This is a genomic window from Streptomyces sp. NPDC051738 (assembly GCF_044453205.1).
In the GTDB taxonomy this organism is placed as follows: domain Bacteria; phylum Actinomycetota; class Actinomycetes; order Streptomycetales; family Streptomycetaceae; genus Streptomyces.
The window spans coordinates 151,712-177,109 of sequence record NZ_JBITCM010000021.1; the positions used below are offsets into that span (position 1 = coordinate 151,712).

The following is a 25,398-nucleotide window of genomic DNA, read 5'->3' on the forward strand; positions in this document are numbered from 1 at the left end:
CGACCGGCCCGAGCTGCTCCTCACGGGTGCCGTGGCAGCGGTCACCGGCTGGGAGCAGGTCCCACCGACGCACGGCTGATCACCGGGCAGGCCAGGCGCCGCACCGTCGCGGGCGGCGTGCGGCCCGTGTCGATGGCGTCCAGGAGCAGCCGTGCGGCGGCCTCGCCCATCGCCCGGTGGGGCAGTGCGACGCTGGTGAGGGGCGGGGTGAGGAACTCGGCCATGTGTTCCTGGTCGTCGTAGCCGATCACCGACAGGTCGGCGGGGACGGCGATGCCGAGCCGGGTCGCGGCGTGCAGGACGCCGGCCGCGACCCGGTCGTTGTAGCAGAAGACGCCGGTGGGGCGGTGGTCGGCGGGGACGCCGTCGAGGATGCGCGTCGCGCCCTCGTAGCCCCCGCTGATCTCGCCTCCGGTCCGTACGACCCACTCCTTGGGGACGGTGATGCCCTCGGCGCGCAGCGCGTCCCGGAAGCCGCGCAGGCGGTCGACGGAGGCGAGGTCGTCCTGGCCGCCCACCATGGCGACCCTGCGGTGTCCCTCGTCCAGCAGCAGTCTGGCCGACGTACGGCCGCCGGCGCGTTCGGCGGGGACGACGGCGGGCAGGCTGTCGTCCTCAGGGAGGCAGTTGGCGAGGACGGAGTGGGTGCGGTGCAGGCCCTCGGGGACACGGACGCTGCGCAGCGACATGGCCGCGTAGATGATGCCGTCCACACGCCGGTCGAGGAGTTCGGCGACGGCCGCGTCCTCCTTGGCCGGATCGCCGCCGGAGTCGATGGTCAGGACGAGGTGCTCGCTGGCCCAGGCGGTCTCCATGGCGCCCCGCAGCAGCCGGCCGGCGAACGGCGAGGAGGCGATCTCGTCGGTGACCAGGCCGATCACGGCCGTACGGCGGCGGCGCAGGCCGCGGGCCACCGGGTCGGGGCGGTAGCCGAGCTGGGCTGCTGCCTGGCGGATGCGTTCCTGGGTGGCGGGCGAGAGGTTGCCCTCGGCGCGGCCGTTGAAGACGAAGGAGACCGCGGTGTGCGACACGCCCGCAAGCCGGGCGACGTCCCGTGACGTGGGACGCGCCGGTACCGTCGGCTGATTCTCCTCGGTGCCGCCCATGACGTCAGCTGCCTCGTCCCCCACCGTTCCGGTTGATCAAGGCTCACCCTATCCGTGACGCTGGAGGGACGACACAGTCAAGGGAAGGTCCGGCAGTGATCAGCATCCCGACCCACACGCTCAACGACGGTACGACGATCCCCGCCCTCGGCCTCGGCACCTGGCCGATGGACGACGCGGGGGCCGAGCAGGCGGTGCGCGGCGCCCTGGAGCTGGGGTACCGGCTCGTGGACACGGCGACGAACTACCGCAACGAGACCGGCGTCGGCCGGGGCGTCGCGAGCGGCGGCGTGCCCCGCGAGGAGATCGTCGTGACGACGAAGCTCCCGGGCCGGCACCACGGCTACGAGGAGACCCTCGCCTCCTTCGAGGAGTCCCGCGCCCGCCTGGGCCTGGACTACGTCGACCTGTACCTCATCCACTGGCCGCTCCCCCGCGTCGACAAGTACGTCGACTCCTGGAAGGCCATGATCAAGCTGCGCGAGGACGGCCTCGTCCGGTCGATCGGCGTCTCCAACTTCACGGCCGGGCACATCGAGCGGCTGGAGCGCGAGACCGGGGTCCTGCCGTCCGTCAACCAGATCGAGCTGCACCCGTTGTTCCCGCAGGACGAGCTGCGCGCGTTCCACGCCGACAAGGGCATCCTGATCGAGAGCTGGAGCCCGCTGGGGCGCGGCAGCAGTCTGCTGGAGGACGCCGTCGTCAAGGGCATCGCCGACGCCCTCAAGGTGACTCCCGGCCAGGTCGTGCTGCGCTGGCACACCCAGCTGGGCGCCCTGCCCATCCCGAAGTCCGCGAACCGGGAGCGGCAGCGCGAGAACCTCGACGTCTTCGGCTTCACCCTGGACGCCACCCAGATGGAAGCCGTCGCCGACCGGGCGCATCGGCGGCTCGGCGGGGACCCCGAGGTGCACGAGGAGTTCTGAACGGCGGTTACGGGCGCCGTCGCGGGTACTCGGGGCGTTCGGGAAGGAGGAGGTCGTGGGCGAGAAGGACCGGCTGCGGGACTATCGCGGCAAGCGTGACTTCGGGCGGACGCGGGAGCCGGAGGGAAGCGCGGCGGCCTCCGGGCCCGAGCCGCGGTTCGTGGTGCAGATCCATGACGCCCGCACCCTGCACTTCGACTTCCGGTTGCAGGTGGACGACGTACTGAAGTCCTGGTCGGTGCCGAAGGGGCCCTCCGACGATCCCCACGACAAGCGGCTCGCGATGCCCACCGAGGATCATCCGCTGGAGTACGAGGAGTTCGAGGGCGTGATCGCGCAGGGCGAGTACGGGGGCGGCACGGTGATCGTCTGGGACAACGGCACGTACGAGCCGCTGAGCCATGACCGCAGGGGGCGGCCCGTCGACTTCGGCGAGTCGATCGAGCGGGGTCATGCCACGTTCCGGCTGAGGGGGTCGAAGCTGCACGGGGAGTACGCGCTCACCCGGTTCCGCGACGGCCTCGACGGTGAGCGTGAGGCGTGGCTGCTGGTGAAGGCCGGCAAGACGCGGGCGGGCGGACACGGCACCCCCGATCCACGCCGGGCCCGTTCGGTACGGACCGGTCGTACGCTCGCCCAGGTCGCCGCGGACGGCGACCAGGAGTGAACCGCGACGAAGCGGTGTCCGGCGGTCCCCCGAATTCGCCGGATGTTGTGGTTCCGCCCTCAACTACCCTTCCCTGCCTCTATGTTCACGGCGACATCACTCTCGCCGCAGGAGGCACCTCGTCATGCGCCCCGCGCTCCGCATCGCCGTCACCGGCGCCCTGGCCGCCGCCACCGTCCTCGTCGCCGGACCCGCCCAGGCGACTCCGCCCGGGCCGGGCGTCAGCGGCCGGATCATCAGTCAGAAGACCGTCGGCGACACCGACTACATCGTCCGGGAGATCACCATTCCGCCGGGTCAGGCCACCGGCTGGCACTACCACGACGGGCCGCTGTACGCCTTCACGCAGCAGGGCACGCTGAGCCACTACGACTCCACCTGCGCCTCGGACGGCGTCTACCCGAAGGGCAGCTTCATCCAGGAGCCGGCCGGGCCCGGCAACGTGCACATAGGCCGCAACGAGGGCGACACGCCGGTCGTGCTCGACGTGCTCTATGTGCTGCCGCACGGCGCGCCGTTCTCCCAGGACGCGCCCAACCCGGGCTGCCCGTTCGAGTGATCACGTCTACGGCAGCTGCTGCTCGGCCCAGATCGTCTTGCCACTGTCGGTCTGCCGGCTCCCCCAGCGCTGGGTGAGCTGGGCGACCAGCAGCAGTCCACGCCCGCCCTCGTCGTAGGCGTGGGCCCGGCGCAGGTGGGGGGAGGTGGAACTGCCGTCGGAGACCTCGCAGATGAGGGTGCGGTCGCGGATCAGACGGAGCTGGATGGGCGGTGCGCCGTACCGGATGGCGTTGGTGACGAGTTCGCTGACGACGAGTTCGGTGACGAAGGCCGCCTCGTCCAGCCCCCACGCGGTCAGTTGGTCCGTGGCCGCCTGCCGGGTGGCCGCCACGTGTTCGGGGTCCGGGGTGACGTCCCAGGTGGCGATGCGGTCCGCGCCCAGGGCCCGGGTGCGGGCCAGCAGCAGGGCCACGTCGTCGCTGGGGTCCTCCGGCAACACGGCCTTGAGCACGCCGTCGCACAGCGCGTCGAGGCTCTCGGCGGGCGCGGTCAGCGCATGGCACAGCTCGGCGATGGCGTGGTCGATGTCCCGGTCACGGTCCTCGATGAGGCCGTCCGTGTACAGGGCGACCAGGGAGCCCTCCGGCAGTTCCACCTCCATCGCCTCGAAGGGCAGCCCGCCGACGCCGAGCGGGGGCCCGGCGTTCATCTCGACGACCTGTGTGGTGCCGTCCGACAGGACGAGGACCGGGGGCGGATGGCCGGCGGCGGCCAGGGTGAGACGGCGCGTGACCGGGTCGTAGACGGAGTAGAGGCAGGTGGCGCCCAGTTCGGCGACCTCGTCGGTGTCGTCCCCGGCGAGGTGGGTGACCAGGTCGTCGAGGTGGGTGAGGAGTTCGTCGGGCGGCAGGTCCACGTCGGCGAGGGTGCGCACCGCCGTGCAGAGGCGGCCCATGGTGGCCGACGACGGGATGCCGTGTCCGACGACGTCGCCGACGACGAGGGCGACCCGGCTGCCGGAGAGCGGGATCACGTCGAACCAGTCGCCGCCGATGCCGGCCTGTGAGCCGGAGGGCCGATAGCGGTGGGCCACCTCGACGGCCGCCTGGCCGGGCAGTCCCCGGGGCAGCAGGTTGTGCTGGAGGGACAGGGCGGTGGAGCGTTCGCGGGCGAAGCGGCGGGCGTTGTCGACGCAGACGGCCGCCCGGCTGGCGAGTTCCTCGGCGAAGACGGCGTCGTCCTCGCCGTAGTCGTCCGACTGTCTGATGCGCACGAGCACCGCGACACCGAGTGTGGTGCCGCGGGCCCGCAGCGGCACCGCCATCATCGAGTGGGCGCCCACCCGGTGGCCCCGGCCGGCCGGGGCCCGGGCGTTGCGTTCGGCGATCCACCGCATGAACGCAGGCTCGCCGGCCTGGCTCTGGATCACCCGGCTCTCCAGGATCGCCCGGGCCGGCGGTGAGAACGGCGGGTAGTAGTCCACCTCACCGAGGTGGACGGCCGCTTCCGGGGTGCCCTCGGTGCCGGAGCCGTGGGCGACGCGGCGCAGGGCGATGTCCGTGCCGGACAGCACGGGCGGCTCCTCGGCGCCCAGCACCCAGTCGAACAGGTCCACGCTGGCGAAGTCGGAGAACCGGGGCACCACGACCCCGACCAGCTCCTCGGCGGTGCGCACCACGTCCAGGGTGGTGCCGATGGCGGCCGCCGCCTCGTTCAGCAGGGCCAGCCGCTGTCGCGCCCAGTACTGGTCGGAGCTGTCGAACGCCGCCAGTGCCGTTCCGATGACGACGCCGGAGGTGTCCCGCACCGGCCACATCTCGATGCTCCAGGCGTGCTCCCGGTTCAGGGCCGGGGCTCCGGTGAAGCTCTCGTAGCGGACCGGCGTGCCCGTCTCCGCGACCTGGCGCAGATGCCAGTGGAAGCCGCGGCTGTGCTTGGCGTCCTCCACGGTTTCCGGGAAGTGCCGGCCGATCAGGACGTCCTCGGGCACGCCCATCACCTGGCAGGCGACGTCGTTGAGCCGCAGGTAGCGCTGCTGGGTGTCGAAGACCGACATGGACATCGTGGCCTGCTGGAAGGCCTGCTCGGCCAGGGTCGGCTCGGGGCCGCCCGGAGGCTCTCCGGTGATCATGAAGCCGTCGGGTGCGCCGCCCTCGCCCAGCACGGCGTGCGCCCGCAGGACGAGGGGTACCTCCGAGCCGTCGCGGTGGCGCAGGACGACGGTGCCGGTCAGTGCGGCCAGGGACGCGGGCGGCGGTTCCTCGGCCAGCAGGTCCCGCGCGGGCCGTCCCACGACCTCCTCGGCGGTGCGACCGGTCACCCGCCGGGCACCCTCGCTCCACCCCTTGACCAGACCCTGGGCATCGAGGATCGCCACAGCGGAGACGCGCTCCATATCGTCCAGCATGAGTCCTGCGCCGCACCACATCAACCGCGACGCCCGGGTGGTTACACCCGTGGAACCGCGGCGATCGGACCCGCCGCCGCCCCGTCTGGCCGTCCGCTCACTTGCGCAGTGCGGCCAGCGCCCGGTCGGCGTGGGTGTTCATCCGCAGTTCGCTGCGGACGACCTCCAGGACGGTGCGGTCCTGCCCTATGACAAAGGTGACCCGTTTGGTCGGCGCCAGGGAGAAGCCGCGGGCCACGCCGAAGCGCTCGCGGACCGTGCCGTCGGCGTCGGACAGCAGCGGAATGCCGAGGGTGTGCCGGTCGGCGAACTCCTGCTGGCGGTCGACCGCGTCACCGCTGATGCCCACTGGGCGTGCGCCGACGGCGGCGAACTCGGCGGCGAGATCCCGGAAGTGGCAGGCCTCCGCGGTGCAGCCCGGGGTGAGGGCGGCGGGGTAGAAGAAGAGGACCACCGGTCCCGCGGCGAGCAGCTCGGTGAGGCTGCGGGTGGTGCCGGTCTCGTCCGGCAGCGCGAAGTCCTCGACCTTGTCGCCGACCTTCAGCTGTGCGCTCATGCCCGGTCCTCCGCGTTCTTCGCGACCCCGCGGGCCCACAGGACGAGGGGGATCTGCAGCGGCAGCCGGCCGAAGGCGGCGGCCTTCTGCGGCGCGGGGCGGTGCCGCCAGTCGGCGGCCATCTTCACGTTCGCGGGGAACACCCCGACGAAGAAGGCCGCCGTCGCCAGCGCGGCGGCCTTGCGGGTGCGCGGCAGCGCCAGGCCGGCGGCCAGTGCGAGTTCGGCGGCGCCACTGGCGTACGTCCAGGTGCGGGGCGTGCCCGGCAGGGCGCGGGGCACGGTCTCGTCGAATCGGCGGGGGGCTACGAAGTGGGCGACGCCTGCGGTGGCCAGCAGGCCGGCGAGCAGCAGGGGCGAGCGTTGGGACCGGGGCACGGATCCTCCTTGGATGACCTGCCGCCGGATGCTACCGGAGGGTAGGGCACGGCCCGTCATCCGCCCCGGCCGGTCACCCGCCCTGCTGGGTGCGGCGGTTGTGGGTTCCGGGGGTGTGGCCGAAGGAGCGGTGGAAGACGTCGATGAAGGCGCTGGCGGAGGACCAGCCGCAGCGGTGGGCGACGGTCGTGACGGGCGTGTCCTCGGCGAGCAGGCGCAGCGCGTGGTAGAGGCGCGACTGGGTGCGCCACTGCGGGAAGGTCATGCCGAACTCGTGGCGGAAGAGCCGGCTGAGGGTGCGCTCGCCCGCTCCGGTCGCGGCGCCGAGGGCGGCGAGGGTGCGGGAGTCCGCCGGGTCGGCGTGGACCAGCGCGCAGACCGCGGCCAGACGCGGATCCGTGGGGGTGGGCAGGCGCAGGGGCTGCTGGGGCGAGGCGCGCAGCTGGTCGCGAAGGACGGCGAGCAGGCGGTGGCGCTCGGCGCTGTCGTCGTCGGGGTCGCGGGTGTAGGCGAGGATCAGCTCGCGCAGGAGCGGGCCGACGGCGAGGACGGTGGGGGCGGCCAGGCCGAGCGGGTTGTTCTCGGCGGGCAGGCCGACCAAGTGCAGGTCGAGGCGGCCGTGGGCGCGATGCGCGTGCACGGTGCCCGCGGGGACCCAGATGGCGCGGTTGCCGGGGGCGAACCAGGTGCCGGCGTCGGTGGTGACGGCGAGGACGCCGGAGCCGGCGTAGACGATCTGGTGGTCGTCGTGCCGGTGCGCGTCGATACGGTCCCCGGCGGCGAGGACCTGGGCGCGGGTCGGCGCGGCCGGTGTGTGGCGAATGCTCGCGTGGCGAGCGTTCGTGTGGCGGATGTTCGACACAGTTGGGCAGATTATCGAAAGCGGGACACCGCCGTGCCCCGCGACGATCGCAGGGTGTCCACGAAACGCAACCGAGCCATCACCCTGCTGTCCCTGGGCCACGCCTGTGTCGACGTGTACCAGGGCGCCGTGGCGGCCCTTGTCCCGTACTTCGTTTCCGAGCGCGCCTACAGCTATGCCGCCGCCTCGGGTGTCGTGCTCGCCGCGTCGCTGTTGTCGTCGGTGGTGCAGCCGCTGTTCGGGGCGCTCACCGACCGCTGGGCGATGCCGTGGCTGCTGCCGCTCAGCGCGCTGACGGGCGGTGCCGGGGTCGCGCTGAGCGGGGTCATGGGTTCCTACGCGCTCACGCTGGCGGTGGTGGCCGTGTCGGGGATCGGCGTCGCCGCGTACCACCCGGAGGCGGCCCGCGCCGCACGCGCCGCCGCGCAGGGCAGTCATACGGCGATGGGCTGGTTCTCCCTCGGCGGCAACGTCGGCTTCGCTCTCGCGCCCCTGCTGGTGGCGTCGGTGGTCGCCACCGGAGGCCTGGGCGCCTCTCCCCTGCTGATCGTCCCGGCCGTCGTGGGGGCGGCCCTGTGCGCGGCGGCCGTGCGCTCGGCCGGACTCCGGGACGGGGCCGACCTGGGCGAGGTCGCGGGCGCCGACGACTGGGGGTCATTCCTGCGGCTGTCCGGCGCCGTCGTGTGCCGGTCGATCGTGTTCGTCGGGCTGAGCACGTTCGTCTCGCTGTACGTCAGCCTGCGGACCGGCGGCGGGGACGTGGCCGGCATGGTCGCGCTGTGTGTGCTGTACGTCGGCGGCGCGGTGGGCACGGTGGCCGGGGGACGGCTCGCCGACCGGTACGGGCGGCTGGTGGTCGTACGCCATGCGTATGTGCTGACGGTACTCGCGGTGGCCGGTGTGATCCTCGTGCCCGGGCCTGCGGTGTATCTGTTCGTGGCGCTGACGTCGGCCGGTCTGTACGTCCCGTTCTCGCTGCACATCACGCTCGGCCAGGACTATCTGCCCCGGCGGGTGGGGACGGCGAGCGGGGTGACGCTCGGGCTGACCGTGAGCGTGGGCGGTCTCGCCGCCCCGGTGATCGGTGCGCTGGCCGACGCCACTTCACTGCGGACGGCACTCATGCCGCTGATCGCGCTGCCCGTGCTGGGCCGGCTGCTGCTGTGCGGGCTGCGGGAGCCGACGGCGCCCGCAGGGGCGGCCCCGGCTCCGGACGCCTACGGTGATCGCCCTCGCGCAACGTCGGTGTGAGCCGCGCGAGGGGCTCGTCAGGCGGTCCCGGCCGGTGCCGCCTGCTGTGGTTCGCTGTCCTCGTCGATGGCGTGGGACAGGAAGTCGTCGACCATGCGGTGGAAGAGCGTGGCCAGTTGACGCAGCTCCTCCGGTGTCCAGCCCTCCAGGGCGAGCTGCATACCGCGCGCGCCGGCGTCACGGACCCGGTCGATGGCCTGTCGGCCGGCCTCGGTGAGCTCGATCCGCTGGGCGCGGCGGTCCTGCGGGTCGGGGACGCGGGTGACGTACCCGGACTTCTGCAGCTGCTGCACCGTGCGCGTGACGTGCGAGGCCTCCACACCGAGTCGGTTGGCCAGTTCCCCGGGTCGCAGTGAGTCGGAGTCGGCGACCTGGCGCAGCAGCGCCACGGCGGCCCGGTCCAGCGGCACGCCGGCCAGGGCCATCAGCCGGTCGTGCTGCCGGGCCCGCGTGCTCAGGTAGGTGATGCGGGTGAGGGCGCGCTCTATCTCGACCACTTCGGGGGACGCGGGTGTGTCGGGGAGTTCGGGGAGCGGTGGTGTGGACATGGGCACCACTTTACCATCTTGTTGCGTAACTCAATTAATTCAGAGGGCCTCCGCCCGACGCTCCCGCCGGGGGGGGGGCGCGCGGGCCGGCGGGGGGGGCGGGGGGGGGCGGCGCGGGGGCGGGGCGGGGGGGGGGGGGCGGGGGGGGGGCGGGTTGGACATTGGCCCCAATTTAAAAAATTTGTGGGTAAAAAAAATAATTCCGCGGGCCGCCCCCCCCCCCCCCCCCCCCCCCCCCCCCCCCCCCCCCCCCCGCCCGGATCCTCTCGGTGCCCGTCGGCCCGGCTCGGCCGCTTTCGACTCGACCGGAGACTCATCCCCAGGGACATGCGCTTAGCTTAGGCTAACCTAACCTGGATTGTTGACGATTTCGTTGACGACTCAACTGTGCATGCAGGTTCCCGGAAATGCGCGTCCGGTCCGCCCGCCACCGGCGACGAGAAGAGGAGCGATGCCCGTCCTGGAAACCCCGCAGCGGCAAGCCGAACCCGCCGCCCCCGGTGTCCGCCCGGTCCGCGTGACCGGCCCATGCCTCGCCCGCCTCATGGATGGCCTGGCCTCGGCCGACAACGCTCGACGCACGGCTCTGACAGCCGAGTTCTGGAGCGAGGTGGAGCGCCTCGGTGCCCCGCTCGTCGAGGAGTTGGAGGGCGAACCGGACCACCGGGCCGTCACCTTCCTGTGGCGCGGGCACCGTGCGACCCGGCAGGTCCTGCTGCTGGCCAACCGCATCATCGACCGCGACCGTCTCGCGGGCTCCATGCTGGAGCACGTGCCGGGCACGGACGTATGGCACCTGGGTCTTCGGCTACGGGCCGACCACCGCGGTTCCTACCGGCTGGCCGCCGACATCTCGCCCAAGGAGCCGCCCACCGACCCGGACGGCCTGCAGCAGCGGCTGCGCTCACTCTCCGCGCACGCCGCGCCCGACCCGCTCAACCGGCGCTCCGTGCCGACCCGTTGGAACCCGGTGCCGAGCTCGGTCTTCGCCTTGCCGCAGGCTCCGGCGCAGCCGTGGAGCGGGCGGCGCGGGAGCGTTCCGGCGGGGCGGGTGGAGCGCCATCGGGTGGCTTCCGCCGCGCTGGGCGGCGATCGTGACACATGGGTCCATCTGCCTCCGGGGCACGATCCGGCCGGCGACCCGCCGCTGCCCGTCCTGGCGTTGTGCGACGGCGACATGTGGTTCGGCCGGCTCGGGTTCCAGGACACGCTCGACGCGCTGATCGCCGACGGGGCGCTAACCCCGCTTGCCGTGGTGGCGCCGGACGCCGTGGACCGGCACACCCGCGCTCGTGAACTCGGCGCCCGCGAGGAGTTCGTGTCGTTCCTCGCGGACGAGTTGCTGCCCTGGGCGGCGGGGCGCTGGTCGCTGGACACGGACCCGCGGCGGACCGTGGTCGCGGGGCAGAGTCTGGGCGCGATGACCGCGCTGTACGCCGGGTATCTGCGGCCCGACCGGTTCGGCAACGTGCTCGCGCAGTCGGCGTCACTGTGGTGGCGGCCCGGCCTGCCGCCCCGCAGCGGGCCCAAACCCCTGGCCTTCGGCGCCCCTTGGCTGGTCACCCGCTTCGCCGCCGCCGAGCCGCGCCCGCTCACGGTCCGGCTGGACGTCGGGCTGCACGAGGGCTCGATGGTCGAGCACAACCGCGCCCTGTACGAGGTGCTGCGCTCGGCGGGCTGTCGCATCACCTACGGCGAGTTCAACGGCGGCCACGACTACGTCTGTTGGCACGGTGCGCTGGCCGACGGCCTGGTGCGCCTGCTGGGCGCCTGAGTCCGGCTTCTCTCCAAGCCCTTCCCTCTTTCAAGTCCCCCTCTTCAAGGAGCTGTTCCTCCATGTCCTCTGCAGGTGCCTCTCGCAGGGCGGTCCTGACGTCCGCCGCCGCCTTCGTGACAGGAGCGCTGCTCCTGACCGGCTGCGGCAACGACGACGGGAGCGACGCCACCTCCGCCGCCAAGGAGTCGAGCACGCGCCGGATCACCGACGCCACCGGGCGCGAGGTCCAGGTGCCGTCGGCGCCGCGGAAGGTCGTCACGCTGAGCGAGCCGACGTTGGACGCGGCGCTCGCCCTCGGCGTCGAACCCGTCGGTACCACCGCGGGCCGCGGTCAGCAGGGCGTGTCCTCGTATCTGGCGGCCAAGGTGGGGAAGGCCGAGGTCGTGGCGACCGTCGCCGAGGCCGACATGGAGAAGGTGGCCGCGCTCCAGCCCGACCTGATCCTGCTCGACGAGACGACCGCGGCGAAGAGGGAGGTGGCCGGCCTCCAGGCGATCGCGCCGACCGTGGTCACCGCCAAGCTCAACGAGGACTGGAAGAAGGCGTTCACCGCCACGGCCGACGCGCTCAACAAGAAGACGCAGGCCGAGAAGGTCCTCACGGACTTCGACACCGACGTCGCCGCTACGAAGGAGAAACTGGGCGAGAACGCCGGCGCCGTGCTGAGTGTGGTGCGCTGGCAGAACGGGGCTCCGTCCGTGGTGGGCAAGGGAGTCGGCCATGTGGGCTCCACGATCTCCACTCTGGGTCTGGCCCGGCCGAAGGACCAGCAGGGCGCCAGTACCGGGCACAGTGAGCCGGTCAGCCTGGAGAAGCTGTCCACCATCGACGGCGACTGGCTGTTCTTCGGTGCCCTCGGTGACCGGGCCGCCGGTGAGAAGGCGTATGCCGAGGCGAAGAAGGTGCCGAACTTCGGCCGGCTGAAGGCCGAGAAGGAAGGGCACATCGTCGTCATCGAGGGGTCCGCCTGGAACAGCGCGGGCGGCCCGCTCGCGGCACGGGTCGTGCTCGACGACCTCACCAAGGCGCTCGCCCCATGAGCGCCGGGCTGGCCGGCCGGCTCGCCCTCGTGACCGGGGCGGGCCGGGGCATCGGCGCGGCGGTGGCCACCGCGCTCGTCGAGCAGGGCGTCCGTGTCCTCGCCACCGACCTGACGCCGGGCGGTGTCGAGGCGCTGGCCGCCGAGCACGGGCACGGCGACCAGGTCACCGCCCGCACGCTGGACGTCACCGACGCAGCGGCCGTGGAGGCCCTGGTCGACGACACCGAGCGCACCCTCGGCCCCCTGGACATCGCCGTCAACGTCGCCGGGATCCTGCGCAGTTCCCACGTGGTGGACCTCACCGACGAGGACTGGGCCGCCACCTTCGCGGTCAACGCGGACGGCGTCTTCCACGTCTCGCGCGCGGTCGCCCGCCGGATGACCGAGCGCGGCCACGGCAGCATCGTCACGGTCGCCTCGAACGCGGCCGGCGTCCCGCGCTCCGGCATGGCCGCCTACGCCGCCTCGAAAGCCGCCGCCGTCATGTTCACCAAGTGCCTGGGGCTGGAGGTGGCCGCCGGCGGAGTCCGCTGCAACACGGTGTCGCCCGGCTCGACCCTCACCGCCATGCAGCGCGCCCTGTGGACGGCCGACGACGAGGCGGCCGCCGCCCGGAGCGTCATCGAGGGCGACCCGGCCACGTACCGCACCGGTATTCCGCTCGGCCGGATCGCCGATCCCGCCGACATCGCCAACGCGGTCGTCTTTCTGGCCTCCGACCGGGCACGCCACATCACCATGCACGACCTGTACGTCGACGGGGGCGCCACCCTGCGGGCCTGACCGGCTCCTCGCCCCTCCCTTCGTGCCGTCCCCCCACTGGAGCACTGGACCACTGGAGACAACCATGTCCATCACCGTGCACGCACCCGCCGCCCCGCCGGTCTCCCCCGGCGCTGCGACCTCCCTCCTCGACGCCTACCGCCCCGCCACGGACCGGTTCCTGGCCACGCCCCACCGCACCCTGCTGGGCCGTGGCACCAGTGCCGAAATACCCCACGACAGCGGCCCGTTGACGCATCGGGTGCGGGAGGTTCTCGACGCGCTACGGCGTCCGGGTGCCCCGGCGCCTGTCGTCGTGGGTTCGCTGCCCTTCGCCCCGGACGCGCCGCCCGCGCTGGCCGTGCCCGACATGGTGCACTGGGCGCCGCCACTGCGCGAGGACCCGCTCGTCGCGCTGCCCGTCCCCCACGACGAGGCCCGGCCCGACTGGCGGGTCACGGAGGTTCCGGCGCCCGAGCGGTACGGCGAAGCCGTGGCCGCCGCCGTGGAGCGCATGCGGGCCGGGGAGTTCGCCAAGGTCGTCCTCGCCCGCACCCTGGAGCTGACCTCCGCGCGCGAGCCCGACCTCGCCGCGATGCTGCGCCGTCTGGCCCACCGCGACCCGGCCTGCTACACCTTCGCCGTGCCCAGCGGTCCGGGTCGCATCCTGATCGGCGCGAGCCCCGAGCTCCTCGTCGCCCGGCAGGCCGGCCGCCTCACCGCCAACCCGCTGGCCGGGTCGGCGCCGCGCAGTACCGACCTCGCCGAGGACGTGCGCCGGGCGGTGGCGCTGCTGGAGTCCCCGAAGGACCTGCACGAGCACGCCGTGGTCGTGGCCGCCGTACGCGAGGCGCTGGCGCCGTACTGCGCCCGGATGGAGGTGCCCGAGCGGCCCACGCTGGTGCGCACGGCGGCGATGTGGCACCTGTCCACCACCGTCACCGGGGAGCTGGCCGATCCGGACACGACCGCGCTGGACCTGGCGTCCGCGCTGCATCCCACCCCGGCGGTGTGCGGCACCCCGACCGATGTGGCCCGGGCCGTGATCGCCGAGTCGGAGCCCTTCGACCGGGGCCCGTACACGGGCATGGTCGGATGGCAGGACGCGGACGGGGACGGCGAGTGGGTCGTGATGATCCGCTGCGCCGAGGCCGAGGGGCGGGCGCTCAGACTGTTCGCGGGCGCCGGAGTGGTCGCCGAGTCCTCGCCGGAGGCCGAGACGGCGGAGACGGCCGCCAAGTTCCGTACGTTCCTGCACGCGGTGGGGGCCGCGCTGTGACCGTCACCCCGGGCGTGGACGCGCCCACCTGGCCCGAGGAGTTCGCCGCGCGCTACCGGGCGGCGGGGTACTGGCGCGGGGAGACCTTCGGCGGTGTGCTGCGCGAGCGCGGCGCCGCCCACCCCGACCGCGTCGCCCTGGTCGACCCCGCCCCCGAGCGCCGCACCTGGACGTACGGCGAACTCGACGTGCGCGCCGACCGGCTGGCCGCCGGGTTCGCGGCCCTCGGTATCGGCAAGGGCGACCGGGTCGTCGTCCAACTCCCCAACATCGGGGAGCTCGTGGAGGTCGTCTTCGCGCTGTTCCGCATCGGCGCGCTGCCCGTGTACGCGCTGCCCGCGCACCGCGACACGGAGATCGGCTACTTCTGCTCCTTCACCGAGGCGGTCGCGTACGTCGTGCCGGACGTGCACGCCGGCTACGACCATCGCGATCTCGCCGCGCGGGTGCGCAAGGAGTCGCCGAGCCTGCGGCACGTCTTCGTGGTGGGCGAACCCGGCGAGCACACGGCGCTGTCCGAGGTGCCCTGCGACCCGGCGGGGGCGCTCGACGGGCCCGAGCCGCACGAGCTGGCGTTCCTCCAGCTGTCGGGCGGTACCACGGGGGTGCCGAAGCTGATCCCGCGCACCCACGACGACTACCTGTACTCGCTGTGGGGCTCCAACGAGATCTGCGGAGTCGACGCGGACACCCGGTTCCTCGTCGCGCTGCCCGCCGCGCACAACTTCCCGATGAGCTCGCCCGGTTGGCTGGGCGTGCTGTACGCCGGGGGCACGGTGGTGCTGTGTCCGAGGCCCGATCCGGCGACTGCGTTCCCGCTGGTCGAGCGCGAGCGGATCACCATGACGGGGCTCGTTCCGCCGCTCGCCCTGGTGTGGACCGAGGCGGGCACGACGACGCCGTACGACCTGTCGAGCCTTGAGCTGACGCTGGTCGGCGGTGCCAAATACAGCGAGGAGGCGGCGCGGCGGCTGCAGCCCGCGCTGGGCTGTCGGCTGATGCAGGTGTTCGGGATGGCCGAGGGGTTGGTCAACTACACACGGCTGGACGACTCCGTCGACACGGTCGTCACCACACAGGGCCGGCCGATCTCCCCGGACGATGAGATCCGGGTCGTCGACGACGCCGGTGACGACGTCCCCGACGGCGAGCCCGGACACCTGCTGACCCGGGGGCCGTACACGATCCGCGGCTACTGGCGGGCGCCCGAGCACAACGCGCGCGCCTTCACCGAGGACGGCTTCTACCGCACCGGCGACCTGGTGCGCCGCACCCCTACCGGCCATCTGGTCGTGGTGGGGCGGGCCAAGGACCAGATCAACCGGGGCGGCGAGAAGATCGCGCCGGAGGAGATCGAGAACATCATCCTCGCCCATCCGTTCGTCCACGACGTGTCGGTGGTCGCGGTGCCCGACGCCTACCTGGGGGAACGCTCCCTGGCCTACGTCGTCCTGCGCGCCGGCGCCGAGCCGCTGAAGCCGGTCGGCGTCAAACGGTTCGTGCGCGAGCGCGGGGTCGCCGCGCACAAGATCCCCGACCTCGTCGAGTTCGTCGACGCCTTCCCGCAGACCGGCGTCGGCAAGGTCAGCAAGAAGGAGCTGCGGTCCACCGCCGAGCAGTCCTGAGTGACCCGACAGACCTGATGGTCCCGAGCGTCCTGCGAGTCCTGCGAGTCCTGAGCGTTTCGAAAGGCCCCTGTTCTCATGGCACTTCCCGCCATACCCTCCTATCCGCTCCCCGCCGCGGACGAGCTGCCCGCGAACCGTGTGTCGTGGACCGTCGATCCGGCGCGCGCCGTGCTGCTGGTCCATGACCTCCAGCACCACTTCCTGTCGGCTTTCCCGGCCGATGCCCAGCCCGTGACCGGCATGCTCGGCAACACCGCCCGGCTGCTGCAGCGGGCCCGCCGGCTCGCTCGGTGTGCCGGTCGTCTACTCGGCCCAGCGCGGCGGGCAGACGCCCGAGGAGCGCGGGCTCCAGCTGGACTTCTGGGGGCCCGGTGTCACGGACGACCCCGAGGCGCTCGCCATGCCCGGGCCGGTGGCCCCCGAGCCCGGGGACACCCTGCTCACCAAGTGGAAGTACAGCGCCTTCGCACGCACCGAACTCGACGCGCTGCTGCGGGAGTCGGGCCGCGACCAGCTGGTGATCGTGGGCGTGTACGCGCACATCGGTGTCCTGATGACCGCCGCCGACGCGTGGAGCCGGGACATCCAGGCGTTCGTCGTGGCCGACGCCGTCGCCGACTTCTCCCGCGAGGACCACGAGATGGCCCTGCGCTGGGCCGCCGGCCGCTGTGCGGTCGTGACCACCGCCGACGCGCTCTTCAAGGAGTCCTGAGCCATGGCCCTCACGCTGGAACAGATCCACAACGACGTCGCCGACTGCCTCGGCGAGGACCCCGCCGACATCTCCGTCGACGAGAACCTCGTCGACCACGGTCTGGACTCGGTGCGCATCATGACGCTGCTGGAGCGCTGGCGCCGCGCGCACGACGTCGAGGCGGACTTCGCGGACCTCGCCGAGCGGCCGGCCATCCAGGCCTGGGCCTCGCGGCTGGGGGTGGCATGACCGTCACGCTCGCGCCGGACACCGTGCTGCCGTTGACGGCGGCGCAGTCGGGGATGTGGTTCGCGCAGGCCCTCGATCCGCTCAGCCCCGCGCAGAACACCGCCGAGTGCCTGGAGATCGACGGGCCCCTCGATCCGGACCTCTTCGCCGCCGCCCTGCGCCAGGTCACCGAGGAGGCGGAGGCGCTGCGCGTGGTCGTCGAGGACACCCCCGACGGGCCGCGCCAACACCTGCGTACCGCCGTCGAGTTGCCGCTCACCGTGCGGGAGCAGGGCACCGAGGAGCAGGCCGAGGCGTGGATGCGCGCCGACCTGGCCGAGCCCGTCGACCTGGCGTCCGGGCCGCTCTTCCGGCACGCCCTGTTCCGCGTCGGCGAGGAGCGCTGGCTGTGGTATCAGCGCGTCCATCACCTCGTCATGGACGGCTTCGGCTACTCGCTGCTCGTGCGGCGCACCGCCCAGGTGTACTCGGCGCTGGCCCGCGGTGCTGAGCCCCCGCCCCCCACCTTCGGCCGGCTGACCGACCTCGTCGAGGACGACGCCGCCTACCGCGCCTCGCCCGCCTTCGCCGCGGACCGCGCCCACTGGCGGGAGGCGTTCGCCGACCGCCCGGAGGCACCCCGGCTCGCGGGCCGCGGCGCGCTGCCCTCGCGGACGTTCCTGCGCCGTACGGCCCACCTGGCGCCGGCGGCCACCGAGCGGCTGCGCGAGCTCGCCACCCGGCTGCGCGCCACCTGGCCGGATGTGCTGATCGCCGCCCAGGCCCTGTACACCTCCCGCGCGACCGACCGGTCCGACGTGGTGCTGGGCCTGCCGATGATGGGCCGCATGGGCTCGGTGGCGCTGCGCGTGCCCGGCATGGTCATGAACGTGCTGCCGCTGCGGCTGACGGCCACGCCGGAGGCGAGCTTCGCCGAACTGGTACGCCAGGTGGTCCTCGGCATCCGCGAGGTGCGCCGCCACCAGCGCTACCGGTACGAGGACATCCGCCGCGACCTCGGTCTGCTCGGTGAACCGCGGGGCCTGGTTGGTCCGTTGGTCAATGTGATGCCGTTCGACTACGGCGTCGACTTCGCGGGCGCGCCGGCCCGGGCCCGGAACCTGTCCGCGGGCCCCGTCGACGACCTGACGGTCAACGTGTACGACCGCGCCGACGGCCGCGGCCTGCGCATCGACCACGACGGCAACCCCGCCCTGTACGACGACGCCGAACTGGCCGCACATCAGGAGCGGTTCGTGCGGCTGCTGGAGCGGCTGGCACAGGCCGACCCGCAGCTGCCGCTCGCCGTACACGGCATCGCGACGCGGGACGAACGCGCCCTGGTCCTGCATGAGTTCAACCGCACGGATCGCGCCCTGCCGCCGACCACCCTGATCGGCCCGATCGAGTCGCGCGCCGCACGGACCCCGCACGCCCCGGCGCTGATCCACGGGGACACGACTCTCACCTACGCCGAACTCAACACGCGGGCCAACCGGTTGGCCCACCACCTGAGGTCGCTGGGGGCCGGTCCGGGAGCGGTGGTGGCGGTCTCCGTCCCGCGCTCGACGGAGCTGGTGGTCGCGCTGCTGGCCGTGCTGAAGGCGGGCGCCGCGTATCTGCCGCTGGACCCGGACTACCCGGCGCAGCGGCTGACGTACATGCTCCAGGACGCGGCGCCGGTGTGTGCGGTCACCGACCGTGCGGGCCGTCTCCCTCAGGACACCGGGACGCCGCTGGTCGTGCTGGACGGGCTGGGTGTGTCGGCGTATCCGTGGGTGAATCCGGGGCGCGCGCTGACGCCCGCCCATCCCGCCTACGTCATCTACACGTCCGGTTCCACGGGCCGTCCGAAGGGCGTCGTCGTCCCGCACGGGGCGATCGACAACCGCCTGCGGTGGATGCAGCACGAGTACCGGCTGACGGCCGAGGACCGGGTGTTGCAGAAGACGCCGTCGTCCTTCGACGTGTCGGTGTGGGAGTTCTTCTGGCCGCTGCGCGAGGGTGCGGCACTGGTCGTCGCCGAGCCGGGCGGCCACAAGGACCCCGCCTATCTGGCCCGGCTGATCCGTGAACGGGCGGTCACCACCTGCCACTTCGTGCCGTCGATGCTCCAGGTCTTCCTGGCCGAGCCACACACGGCCGGGTGCGACGCCCCACTGCGCCGGGTGTTCTGCAGCGGTGAGGCCCTGCCCCGTGAGACCGCAAGGGCCTTCGCCCGCACGCTGCCGGGCGTCGAGCTGCACAACCTCTACGGGCCGACCGAGGCCGCCGTCGACGTCAGCTACCACGCCTGCGATCCGGCGGACTCGGGACCGGTGCCGATCGGGCGGCCGGTGTGGAACACGCGGCTGTACATCCTCGACGCGGCCCTGCAACCCTGCCCGCCCGGTGTGCCGGGCGAACTGTATCTGGCGGGCGTGCAGTTGGCCGACGGCTATCTGAACCGCGCCGAGCTGACGGCGACCCGGTTCGTGGCCGACCTTTTCGGGCCGGCGGGCACCCGCATGTACCGGACGGGCGACCTGGCCCGCTGGACGGAGCGGGGCGAGGTCGAGTACCTCGGCCGGACCGACCACCAGGTGAAGCTGCGCGGCCAGCGCATCGAACTCGGCGAGATCGAGGCCGTGTTGGCGGCCCAGCCGGGCGTCGACGGTGCCTGCGCGCTGGTGCTGGAGGACCTGCTCGTCGGCTATGTGACGGGCGGCGCTGACCCCGCTGCCGTCCGTGCCGCGTTGGCGCGCGAACTGCCGGAGCACATGGTCCCGGCGGCGGTCGTCGCGCTCGACGCGTTCCCGCTGAGCCCCAACGGCAAGCTGGACCGCCGTGAGCTGCCCGCCCCGGTCTTCGCCGGCGGCGACGGCGCCCGGCGCCCGGCCACCGCGCGCGAGGAAGCCCTGACGCTGCTGTTCGCGCAGGTCCTCGGCGTCGAACAGGTCGGTCCCGACGACGCGTTCTTCGACCTGGGCGGTACGTCACTGCTCGCGGTGCGGCTGGTGGCAAGGGTCCGGGAGGAGTTCGGCGTCGAGCTGACCATCGGCTCGCTCTTCGAGGCGCCGACACCGGCCGCGCTCGCCGCCCGGCTGGAGGACACGGGACCCGCGTCGGGGGACGCACTCGACGTCGTTCTGCCGCTGCGCGCCGAGGGAGACCGGCCGCCCCTGTTCGCCATCCACCCGGCGGGCGGCATCGCCTGGTGCTACGCGGGGCTGTCCGCCCGGCTCGGTCCCGGACAGCCGGTGTACGGCATCCAGGCGCGCGGCCTGGTCGGTGACGAGCCGCTGCCGCGCACCCTCCAGGAGGAGGCCGAGGACTACGTCCGGCGGATCCGCGAGGTCCGGCCGCACGGACCGTACCGGCTGCTGGGCTGGTCGGTCGGCGGGGTCCTCGCGCACACCGTGGCCGTGCTGCTCCAGGACGCCGGGGAGCGGGTGGAACTGCTGGCGTTGCTGGACGCGTTCCCGGCCGAGCAGTGGCGGGAGCGGCCCGCGCCCGAGGAGGGCGACGCGCTGACCGCGGTGCTGCGCATGGCCGGCTTCGACCGCACGCACGAGCGCACCCGCGAGGACGTGCTGGCCACCCTGCGCCGTGCGGGCAGCCCGCTGGCGGGCCTGTCCGAGCACACCCTCGCCCGGATCGTCGACATCGTGCCGAACCACGCCCGCCTGATGCGCGAGCACCACCACCGCCGCTACGAGGGCGACGTGCTGTTCTTCACGGCCGCCGCCCCGCGCCCCGAGGACTGGCTGACCCGCCGGGCCTGGTACCCGCACGTCGGCGGCTCGATCGAGAACCACGACCTGGACTGCACCCATCCGCAGCTCCTGCGGGACCGGCACCTCGACGAGATCGCGGCCCACATCACCGCCCGGCTGAAGGAGTTCGACGCATGACGCGGCAGCCTGCGCCTACCGGCTGGGAGGTCCGCTTCGGTCCGGCCCCGCACGGGGCGTGTGTGCGCCGGGTGGAGGAGGGCCGGGGATGACGACGGCCATCGCGCCGCAGGTGCTCGTGCGCGGGCCGGGGCTGTGCCCGCGGGACCTGTCGCGCGGACCGCTGCTGTGGCTCGTACGGGCCCCGGGCGCGGACGCCCCGCTGGACATCTCCCTGCTGGACGAGGGGGAGCAGCGGCGGGCGGCGGCGTTGCGGAAGCCGGCCGAGCGTGCGCTGTATGTGGCGTCGCACAGCGCCCTGCGCCGGCTGCTGAGCGCGTACACGGGCGTGCCGGCCGCCTCGGTGCGGCTGACCCGGCTGCCCTGCCCGGGCTGCGGCGACCCGCACGGCCGCCCGGCGATGGCCGGCCCCGCCGGGGCCGGCGTGCACTTCTCGGTCTCGCACTCGGGCGGGCTCGCCCTGCTGGGCCTCGCCACCGCGCCGGTCGGAGTCGACGTCGAGCGCGTTCCCGGGGCGCGGCTCGCCGAGGAGGCCTCCCGGGGCCTGCATCCGTCCGAGCAACGGCAGTTGGCGGGGATGCCCCCGGCGGTCCGGGCCGCTGCCTTCGCACGCTGCTGGACCCGTAAGGAGGCCCACTTCAAGGCGACGGGTGAGGGGCTGTCCCTGCGCGCCCTGCGTGAGGTCCATGTCGGTGCCGGACATGCCCCGGCGCAGCTGCCGGGGTGGAGGTTCACCGACGTCGAGGTCCCGGCCGGCTGGGCCGCCGCCTGTGTGGTCAGCGCCCCAGGAGGGCCACGAGGTCGTCGGCCAGTTCCGTGCGCCGGCAGAGGTGGTCGTGGCCGCCGTTGAACTCCCGGTAGAAGGAGTCCCGATAGCCGGCGGCGAGCGTGTCCCGCAGGCGGCGGGCCGCGGGCAGGGCCACCCACTCCTGCTCGCCGAAGGAGAGCCTGAAGCGCACCGGCAGCCTTGGCGTCTCGGCGATGACCCGGGTCAGCCACTCCGCGTCCGGTCCGACGGGCCACCAGAACGATCCCGACTGGACGAGGGCGTTGCTCGTCCAGGCCGGTGCACCCGCATCCGCGTCGCCCGCTGAAGCATGCCGGCGGCCCGGCGGACCTCCGCGTCCTCCGGGCCGTCGGCGCGGGACACGTCAGGCGCCCGCCGTGCCCGGCACCGCCGCGGCGGGTGACCGGGACGGCACGGCCTCGCCCCAGCCCGCGCCCTTCGCGATGGCCCGCCGCCTCTGCCGGATCGCCTTCGGCGGCATCCCCACGGCCAGCGCACCGGTGAGCCGGTCGCCCGTGCGGTAGGCGGCCACGAAGCGTCCCTCGGCCAGGTCGCCCTCCACTACGGCGACTTCGTCGTGGCCACGCAGGTACCCGTAGGCCTGGATCTTCATGTCGTACTGGTCGGACCAGAAGTACGGCACCGGCGCGAACGGCTTACGGGCCTCGGGCTCGGCGAGCAGGTTGCGTGCGGCGGCCATGCCCTGTTCGGCGGCGTTGCTGCGGTGCTCGATCCGCATCGGCACCCCGAACAGCGGGTTGTACCAGCGGGCGACGTCACCGGCGGCGTACACGTTCCGCGCGGCCTCGCAGTACTGGTCGCAGACCACGCCGTCGCCGACGGCGAGCCCGCTGCCGTCGAGCCAGTCGGTGTTGGGGAGCGAGCCGACCGCGACCAACACCTCGTCGGCCTCGACCAGTTCGCCGTCGGCGAGGCGCACACCGTCCCCGGTCACCTCGGTCACGGTGACCCCGCAGCGCAGGTTCACGCCCCGCTCCAGATGCGCACGCGTCAGCATCTCGCCCACCTCCGCGCCGACCGCGTGGGCCAGCGGCACCGGGGCGGGTTCGAGGAGCGTGACCTCGCAGCCGAGCCGCCAGGCGACGGCGGCGGCCTCGGCGCCGAGGAACCCGGCGCCGACCACGACCAGCCGCCGCCCCGGCGTCAGCCGGTCCCGCAGCCGCATCGCGTCGTCCAGGGTGCGCAGCACATGCCCGCCCTCGCCGGGCAGCCGGCGCGGTCGCACCCCGGTGGCCAGGATGAGCCCGTCGTACGGCACCGTAGAGCCGTCGGCCAACTCCACCGCGCCGCCGGCGAGTCGAAGGCCCGTGGCGGCCACCCCGAGCCGCAGGTCCACGCCGAGTCCGGCCAGGTCGTCGGGGGTGCGCAGGGCCAGTCGCTCGGGCTCCCACTCGGCGGCCAGCACCTGCTTCGACAGGGGCGGGCGGTCGTACGGGGCGAGCGGTTCGTCGCCGACGAGGGTGAGCGTGCCGTCGTAGCCCTCGCGGCGGAGCGTCTCGGCCGCGGCGAGCCCCGCGGCCGAGGCACCCACGACGACGATGCGCCTCACTGCTCCACCAGCCGGATGGCGGCGGCCGGGCAGATGGCCACAGCTTCTTTCACACCGTCCAGTTGGTCGTCGCCGACCTGTTCCTCGAGCAGGATCGCGATGCCGTCGTCGTCCTGGTCGAACACGTCCATGGCGGCCAGCACGCACTGCCCGGACGCGACGCACTTGTCGGCTTCCAGCTCCACCTTCATGGTCGGTTTCCCTTCGTCACGCATGGTTGTCGGTCGGTTGTGCGGGGGGGGGGCGGAGCCGTCACCAGGTCACGGGCAGTTCGTGCACGCCGTAGATGAACGCGTCGGTCTTGAACCGGACGTCCTCCAGGGCGCACGCCAGCTTCAGCGTGGGGATGCGCTTGTAGAGGGTGCCGTAGACGACCTGGAGCTCCATGCGGGCCAGCGGCTGGCCGAGGCACTGGTGGACGCCGAAACCGAAGGCGACATGGCGGCGGGCGTCGCGGGTGATGTCGAGGCGGTCGGGGTCGGCGAAGACCTCGGGGTCGCGGTTGCCGATCTCGTTGACCATGATGACGCCCTCGCCGGCCTTGATCACCTGGTCGCCGATCTCGATGTCCTCGGTGACCGCCCGGCGCCGGCCCAGGTGGGTGATGTGCAGGTAGCGCAGGAGTTCCTCGACCGCGGAGGCGACGAGTTTGGGGTCGTCGGTCTCGCGCAGCAGGGCGAGCTGGTCGGGGTGCTGGAGCAGGGCGAGGGTGCCGAGCGCGATCATGTTGGCGGTGGTCTCGTGGCCCGCGATCAGCAGGAGCAGGGCCATCTCGGTGGCCTGCTGGTGCGTGAGTTCGCCGGCGGTGATGCGTCCGGCGATGCTCGACAGCAGGTCGTCCTTCGGCTCGGCGAGCCGCTTGCCCAGGAGTCCGGCCAGGTAGCCGGCGACCTCCCGGGTCGCCGCGCCCCGCTCCTCGGGCGTGGCGGTCGTGCGGACCATGGTCTTGGTGTGCTCCTGGAAGAACTCGTGCTCCGCATACGGCACACCCAGCAGCTCACAGATCACCAGCGAAGGAATCGGCAGCGCGAACACGTCCACCAGATCCACCGGGCCGGGACCGGCCAGCATGTCGTCGATCAGGCCGTCCACGATGCGCTGCACGGCGGGCCGCAGCGCCTCGACCTTCTTGATGGCGAACGGCGCCGTCACCATCCGGCGCAGCCGGGCGTGCTCGGGGTCGTCCATCATGATGAAGCTGAGCTTGCCCTCCCCGGCCTCGGGGCTGGCCTTGGTCGGGTAGCCGGGCTGGTCGGTGTCGGCGCTGACCCGCGGGTCGCCCAGGATGGCCCGCTGCTCGGCGTACTTGGTGACGAGCCAGGGTTCGCTGCCGTCCCACAGCCGCACCTTGGTGAGCGGGCCCTGCGCCTGGAGGTCCTTGAGCGCGGGCGGCGGGTCGAAGGGGCAGCGGGACTCCCGGGGCATCGGGAACTCGGGGGCGGCGTCCAGCGCTTCGGGCGCGGTGCCGGTCACAGTGTCGGCCATGGTGCTCCTCGGGTGGGGGGATCGACCTCGATGAGCACATGCAAACAGAGGGGTCTGACGCCTTCCGGTCAGTTTCCTGACAGCAACCTGACGTGACCGAGATCACAGACGGGTTCTTAACTGGCCTTTATCGCAGGCAGGTTGGGGCACCCTTCGACCGACCGCCTCGCGGTCCACCCCACGACGAAGGGCGCCCCCGAGCGGATCCCGGTGACGCCCTCGTTTGCACCGCTGCGGGTCAGGAATCGATGTCGGCCCGGCCCAGCCAGTATCCGAAGCCCCGGCGTGTGTGGATCAGCGCCGGGCCGTCCCGGTCGACCTTGCGGCGCAGGCGGGAGACGAGTTGCTCGATCGCGTTGTCGCCGCGATGGTCGCCCCAGACGTAGCGGCCGATCTGCTCCTTGGACAGCACCCGGTGCGCGTTGACCAGGAGATGGCGCAGCAGCCGGTACTCCGCGGGCGTGAGGTCGAGCGCCCGCGTCCCGCGCGTCGCCCGGCACACGGTGTCGTCCAGCACGAGGTCGCCGTACTGCAGAGGGTTGCCCCTGGGCGGGCCGGGGCGGGCGCCGCGGAGCAGCACCTGGATCCGGGTGAGGACTTCGGCGACCCGGAACGGCTTGGTGACGTAGTCCCGCTCCCCCGGGCCGAGTTCGGGCACGAGCCGGTGCAGCGAGTCGTACTCGGTGAGAAGCAGGACGGGCGGGCGGTACGGGAGCGTGGGGCGGCGCTCCCGGCCGAAGTGCGCCATGTCCGGCAGCGCGGTGTCGAAGACGACCAGGTCGAAGTGGTGTTCGGTGACCCGTGCCAGCGCCTCGGCACCTGTGCCGCTCATGCTGATCCGGTAGCCCGCCAGCTCCAGGGTGGTCGAGAGCAGTTCGGCGAGGTCGGGCTCGCCCGCGACGATCAGGACATGCTGGCCGGCGCCGCGCGCGAGGGCGGCGCGGCTCGGAGCGGGGTTGTCACGGGTGGCTCCGTGCGCGGGCAAGGCCGTCTGCCGAGGGCTCATAACCCGCCCCGTCCGGCGCCGCCGCGGCGGCCTTGCCCGAGAGTCG

General features: G+C 73.1%; 22 protein-coding genes and 2 pseudogenes. 13 read left to right on the forward strand and 11 right to left on the reverse strand.

Annotated elements, in window-relative coordinates:
- Positions 1 to 41: 41 nt before the first annotated feature.
- On the reverse strand, positions 42 to 1,106 hold the full coding sequence (locus ACIA8X_RS37325; protein ID WP_399460174.1) for a LacI family DNA-binding transcriptional regulator: 1,065 nt from the start codon (positions 1,104 to 1,106) through the stop codon (positions 42 to 44).
- A 95-nt stretch (positions 1,107 to 1,201) separates the two neighbouring features.
- On the opposite strand from ACIA8X_RS37325, the gene ACIA8X_RS37330 reads away from it, so the two are divergent.
- The 3 genes from ACIA8X_RS37330 to ACIA8X_RS37340 all read left to right on the forward strand — a co-directional run bounded on the left by ACIA8X_RS37330 (position 1,202) and on the right by ACIA8X_RS37340 (position 3,258).
- Positions 1,202 to 2,032 (forward strand): aldo/keto reductase, encoded by an 831-nt coding sequence (locus ACIA8X_RS37330; protein WP_399460175.1) that lies wholly within the window; start codon positions 1,202 to 1,204, stop codon positions 2,030 to 2,032.
- Positions 2,033 to 2,087: 55 nt separating this feature from the next.
- A complete protein-coding gene (locus ACIA8X_RS37335; protein WP_399460176.1) occupies positions 2,088 to 2,699 on the forward strand; it encodes a DNA polymerase ligase N-terminal domain-containing protein in 612 nt (203 codons plus the stop codon).
- A 124-nt stretch (positions 2,700 to 2,823) separates the two neighbouring features.
- On the forward strand, positions 2,824 to 3,258 hold the full coding sequence (locus ACIA8X_RS37340) for a cupin domain-containing protein (protein WP_399460177.1): 435 nt from the start codon (positions 2,824 to 2,826) through the stop codon (positions 3,256 to 3,258).
- Between the two features lie 6 nt (positions 3,259 to 3,264).
- Here the strand turns inward: ACIA8X_RS37340 and ACIA8X_RS37345 are convergent, their stop codons facing one another.
- The 4 genes from ACIA8X_RS37345 to ACIA8X_RS37360 all read right to left on the reverse strand — a co-directional run bounded on the left by ACIA8X_RS37345 (position 3,265) and on the right by ACIA8X_RS37360 (position 7,402).
- Positions 3,265 to 5,595, reverse strand: a complete 2,331-nt coding sequence (locus ACIA8X_RS37345) for a SpoIIE family protein phosphatase (protein WP_393460521.1) — start codon at positions 5,593 to 5,595, stop codon at positions 3,265 to 3,267.
- 109 nt (positions 5,596 to 5,704) lie between these two features.
- On the reverse strand, positions 5,705 to 6,163 hold the full coding sequence (locus ACIA8X_RS37350) for a peroxiredoxin (protein WP_393460393.1): 459 nt from the start codon (positions 6,161 to 6,163) through the stop codon (positions 5,705 to 5,707).
- Complete coding sequence (locus tag ACIA8X_RS37355; RefSeq protein WP_393460396.1) at positions 6,160 to 6,540, reverse strand: DoxX family protein; 381 nt, start codon at positions 6,538 to 6,540, stop codon at positions 6,160 to 6,162. The genes ACIA8X_RS37350 and ACIA8X_RS37355 overlap by 4 nt, the downstream gene beginning before the upstream one ends.
- 73 nt (positions 6,541 to 6,613) lie before the next feature.
- A complete protein-coding gene (locus ACIA8X_RS37360; protein ID WP_393460399.1) occupies positions 6,614 to 7,402 on the reverse strand; it encodes an AraC family transcriptional regulator in 789 nt (262 codons plus the stop codon).
- A 54-nt stretch (positions 7,403 to 7,456) separates the two neighbouring features.
- Between ACIA8X_RS37360 and ACIA8X_RS37365 the strand changes: the two genes are divergently transcribed.
- Positions 7,457 to 8,653, forward strand: coding sequence for an MFS transporter (locus tag ACIA8X_RS37365; RefSeq protein ID WP_393460402.1), 1,197 nt, complete (start codon positions 7,457 to 7,459; stop codon positions 8,651 to 8,653).
- A 17-nt stretch (positions 8,654 to 8,670) separates the two neighbouring features.
- Here the strand turns inward: ACIA8X_RS37365 and ACIA8X_RS37370 are convergent, their stop codons facing one another.
- A complete protein-coding gene (locus tag ACIA8X_RS37370; RefSeq protein ID WP_393460405.1) occupies positions 8,671 to 9,201 on the reverse strand; it encodes a MarR family winged helix-turn-helix transcriptional regulator in 531 nt (176 codons plus the stop codon).
- A 451-nt stretch (positions 9,202 to 9,652) separates the two neighbouring features.
- Between ACIA8X_RS37370 and fes the strand changes: the two genes are divergently transcribed.
- From fes to ACIA8X_RS37415, 9 genes and pseudogenes are all read left to right on the forward strand, one after another.
- Positions 9,653 to 10,975: an enterochelin esterase gene (gene fes / locus ACIA8X_RS37375; protein ID WP_393460408.1), complete on the forward strand. Its 1,323-nt coding sequence runs from the start codon at positions 9,653 to 9,655 to the stop codon at positions 10,973 to 10,975.
- A gap of 62 nt (positions 10,976 to 11,037) precedes the next feature.
- Positions 11,038 to 12,018 carry an ABC transporter substrate-binding protein gene (locus tag ACIA8X_RS37380; protein WP_393460411.1) on the forward strand — a complete coding sequence of 327 codons (981 nt, stop codon included), beginning with the start codon at positions 11,038 to 11,040 and terminating at the stop codon, positions 12,016 to 12,018.
- The gene (locus tag ACIA8X_RS37385) at positions 12,015 to 12,803 is read left to right on the forward strand and encodes a 2,3-dihydro-2,3-dihydroxybenzoate dehydrogenase (RefSeq protein ID WP_393460414.1); all 789 of its coding nucleotides are present in this window, start codon (positions 12,015 to 12,017) and stop codon (positions 12,801 to 12,803) included. The genes ACIA8X_RS37380 and ACIA8X_RS37385 overlap by 4 nt, the downstream gene beginning before the upstream one ends.
- 64 nt (positions 12,804 to 12,867) lie before the next feature.
- Entirely contained in the window at positions 12,868 to 14,061 is a 1,194-nt protein-coding gene (locus ACIA8X_RS37390) for an isochorismate synthase (RefSeq protein WP_393460417.1), read from the forward strand.
- A complete protein-coding gene (locus ACIA8X_RS37395) occupies positions 14,058 to 15,686 on the forward strand; it encodes a (2,3-dihydroxybenzoyl)adenylate synthase (protein ID WP_393460420.1) in 1,629 nt (542 codons plus the stop codon). The genes ACIA8X_RS37390 and ACIA8X_RS37395 overlap by 4 nt, the downstream gene beginning before the upstream one ends.
- 78 nt (positions 15,687 to 15,764) lie before the next feature.
- Positions 15,765 to 16,401, forward strand: a pseudogene (locus tag ACIA8X_RS37400) (isochorismatase family protein).
- Between the two features lie 3 nt (positions 16,402 to 16,404).
- Positions 16,405 to 16,632, forward strand: a complete 228-nt coding sequence (locus ACIA8X_RS37405; protein WP_393460423.1) for a phosphopantetheine-binding protein — start codon at positions 16,405 to 16,407, stop codon at positions 16,630 to 16,632.
- Positions 16,629 to 20,504: an amino acid adenylation domain-containing protein gene (locus ACIA8X_RS37410; RefSeq protein WP_399460178.1), complete on the forward strand. Its 3,876-nt coding sequence runs from the start codon at positions 16,629 to 16,631 to the stop codon at positions 20,502 to 20,504. Before ACIA8X_RS37405 ends, ACIA8X_RS37410 begins: the two co-directional genes overlap by 4 nt.
- 88 nt (positions 20,505 to 20,592) lie before the next feature.
- Positions 20,593 to 21,354: a 4'-phosphopantetheinyl transferase family protein gene (locus ACIA8X_RS37415; RefSeq protein ID WP_399460180.1), complete on the forward strand. Its 762-nt coding sequence runs from the start codon at positions 20,593 to 20,595 to the stop codon at positions 21,352 to 21,354.
- Here ACIA8X_RS37415 and ACIA8X_RS37420 read toward each other — a convergent pair.
- From ACIA8X_RS37420 to ACIA8X_RS37440, 5 genes and pseudogenes are all read right to left on the reverse strand, one after another.
- Positions 21,281 to 21,556, reverse strand: a pseudogene (locus tag ACIA8X_RS37420) (enterochelin esterase); the annotation flags it as partial. The gene ACIA8X_RS37415 and the pseudogene ACIA8X_RS37420 overlap by 74 nt on opposite strands.
- A 99-nt stretch (positions 21,557 to 21,655) precedes the next feature.
- Entirely contained in the window at positions 21,656 to 22,861 is a 1,206-nt protein-coding gene (locus ACIA8X_RS37425) for an NAD(P)/FAD-dependent oxidoreductase (protein WP_399460181.1), read from the reverse strand.
- Positions 22,858 to 23,052, reverse strand: coding sequence for a ferredoxin (locus ACIA8X_RS37430; protein WP_399460182.1), 195 nt, complete (start codon positions 23,050 to 23,052; stop codon positions 22,858 to 22,860). Before ACIA8X_RS37430 ends, ACIA8X_RS37425 begins: the two co-directional genes overlap by 4 nt.
- 61 nt (positions 23,053 to 23,113) lie before the next feature.
- On the reverse strand, positions 23,114 to 24,346 hold the full coding sequence (locus ACIA8X_RS37435; RefSeq protein ID WP_399460183.1) for a cytochrome P450: 1,233 nt from the start codon (positions 24,344 to 24,346) through the stop codon (positions 23,114 to 23,116).
- A 238-nt stretch (positions 24,347 to 24,584) separates the two neighbouring features.
- Positions 24,585 to 25,352 carry a response regulator transcription factor gene (locus ACIA8X_RS37440; RefSeq protein WP_399460184.1) on the reverse strand — a complete coding sequence of 256 codons (768 nt, stop codon included), beginning with the start codon at positions 25,350 to 25,352 and terminating at the stop codon, positions 24,585 to 24,587.
- Positions 25,353 to 25,398: the final 46 nt, after the last annotated feature.

Bases quoted from the DNA above. Each gene is read 5' to 3' on its own strand.
- ACIA8X_RS37325 (WP_399460174.1), bottom strand. From the start codon at position 1,106: ATGGGCGGCACCGAGGAGAATCAGCCGACGGTACCGGCGCGTCCCACG.
- ACIA8X_RS37340 (WP_399460177.1), top strand. From the start codon at position 2,824: ATGCGCCCCGCGCTCCGCATCGCCGTCACCGGCGCCCTGGCCGCCGCC.
- ACIA8X_RS37345 (WP_393460521.1), bottom strand. From the start codon at position 5,595: ATGGAGCGCGTCTCCGCTGTGGCGATCCTCGATGCCCAGGGTCTGGTC.
- ACIA8X_RS37350 (WP_393460393.1), bottom strand. From the start codon at position 6,163: ATGAGCGCACAGCTGAAGGTCGGCGACAAGGTCGAGGACTTCGCGCTG.
- ACIA8X_RS37370 (WP_393460405.1), bottom strand. From the start codon at position 9,201: ATGTCCACACCACCGCTCCCCGAACTCCCCGACACACCCGCGTCCCCC.
- fes (WP_393460408.1), top strand. From the start codon at position 9,653: ATGCCCGTCCTGGAAACCCCGCAGCGGCAAGCCGAACCCGCCGCCCCC.
- ACIA8X_RS37380 (WP_393460411.1), top strand. From the start codon at position 11,038: ATGTCCTCTGCAGGTGCCTCTCGCAGGGCGGTCCTGACGTCCGCCGCC.
- ACIA8X_RS37385 (WP_393460414.1), top strand. From the start codon at position 12,015: ATGAGCGCCGGGCTGGCCGGCCGGCTCGCCCTCGTGACCGGGGCGGGC.
- ACIA8X_RS37390 (WP_393460417.1), top strand. From the start codon at position 12,868: ATGTCCATCACCGTGCACGCACCCGCCGCCCCGCCGGTCTCCCCCGGC.
- ACIA8X_RS37405 (WP_393460423.1), top strand. From the start codon at position 16,405: ATGGCCCTCACGCTGGAACAGATCCACAACGACGTCGCCGACTGCCTC.
- ACIA8X_RS37410 (WP_399460178.1), top strand. From the start codon at position 16,629: ATGACCGTCACGCTCGCGCCGGACACCGTGCTGCCGTTGACGGCGGCG.
- ACIA8X_RS37415 (WP_399460180.1), top strand. From the start codon at position 20,593: ATGACGACGGCCATCGCGCCGCAGGTGCTCGTGCGCGGGCCGGGGCTG.
- ACIA8X_RS37430 (WP_399460182.1), bottom strand. From the start codon at position 23,052: ATGAAGGTGGAGCTGGAAGCCGACAAGTGCGTCGCGTCCGGGCAGTGC.
- ACIA8X_RS37435 (WP_399460183.1), bottom strand. From the start codon at position 24,346: ATGGCCGACACTGTGACCGGCACCGCGCCCGAAGCGCTGGACGCCGCC.
- ACIA8X_RS37440 (WP_399460184.1), bottom strand. From the start codon at position 25,352: ATGAGCCCTCGGCAGACGGCCTTGCCCGCGCACGGAGCCACCCGTGAC.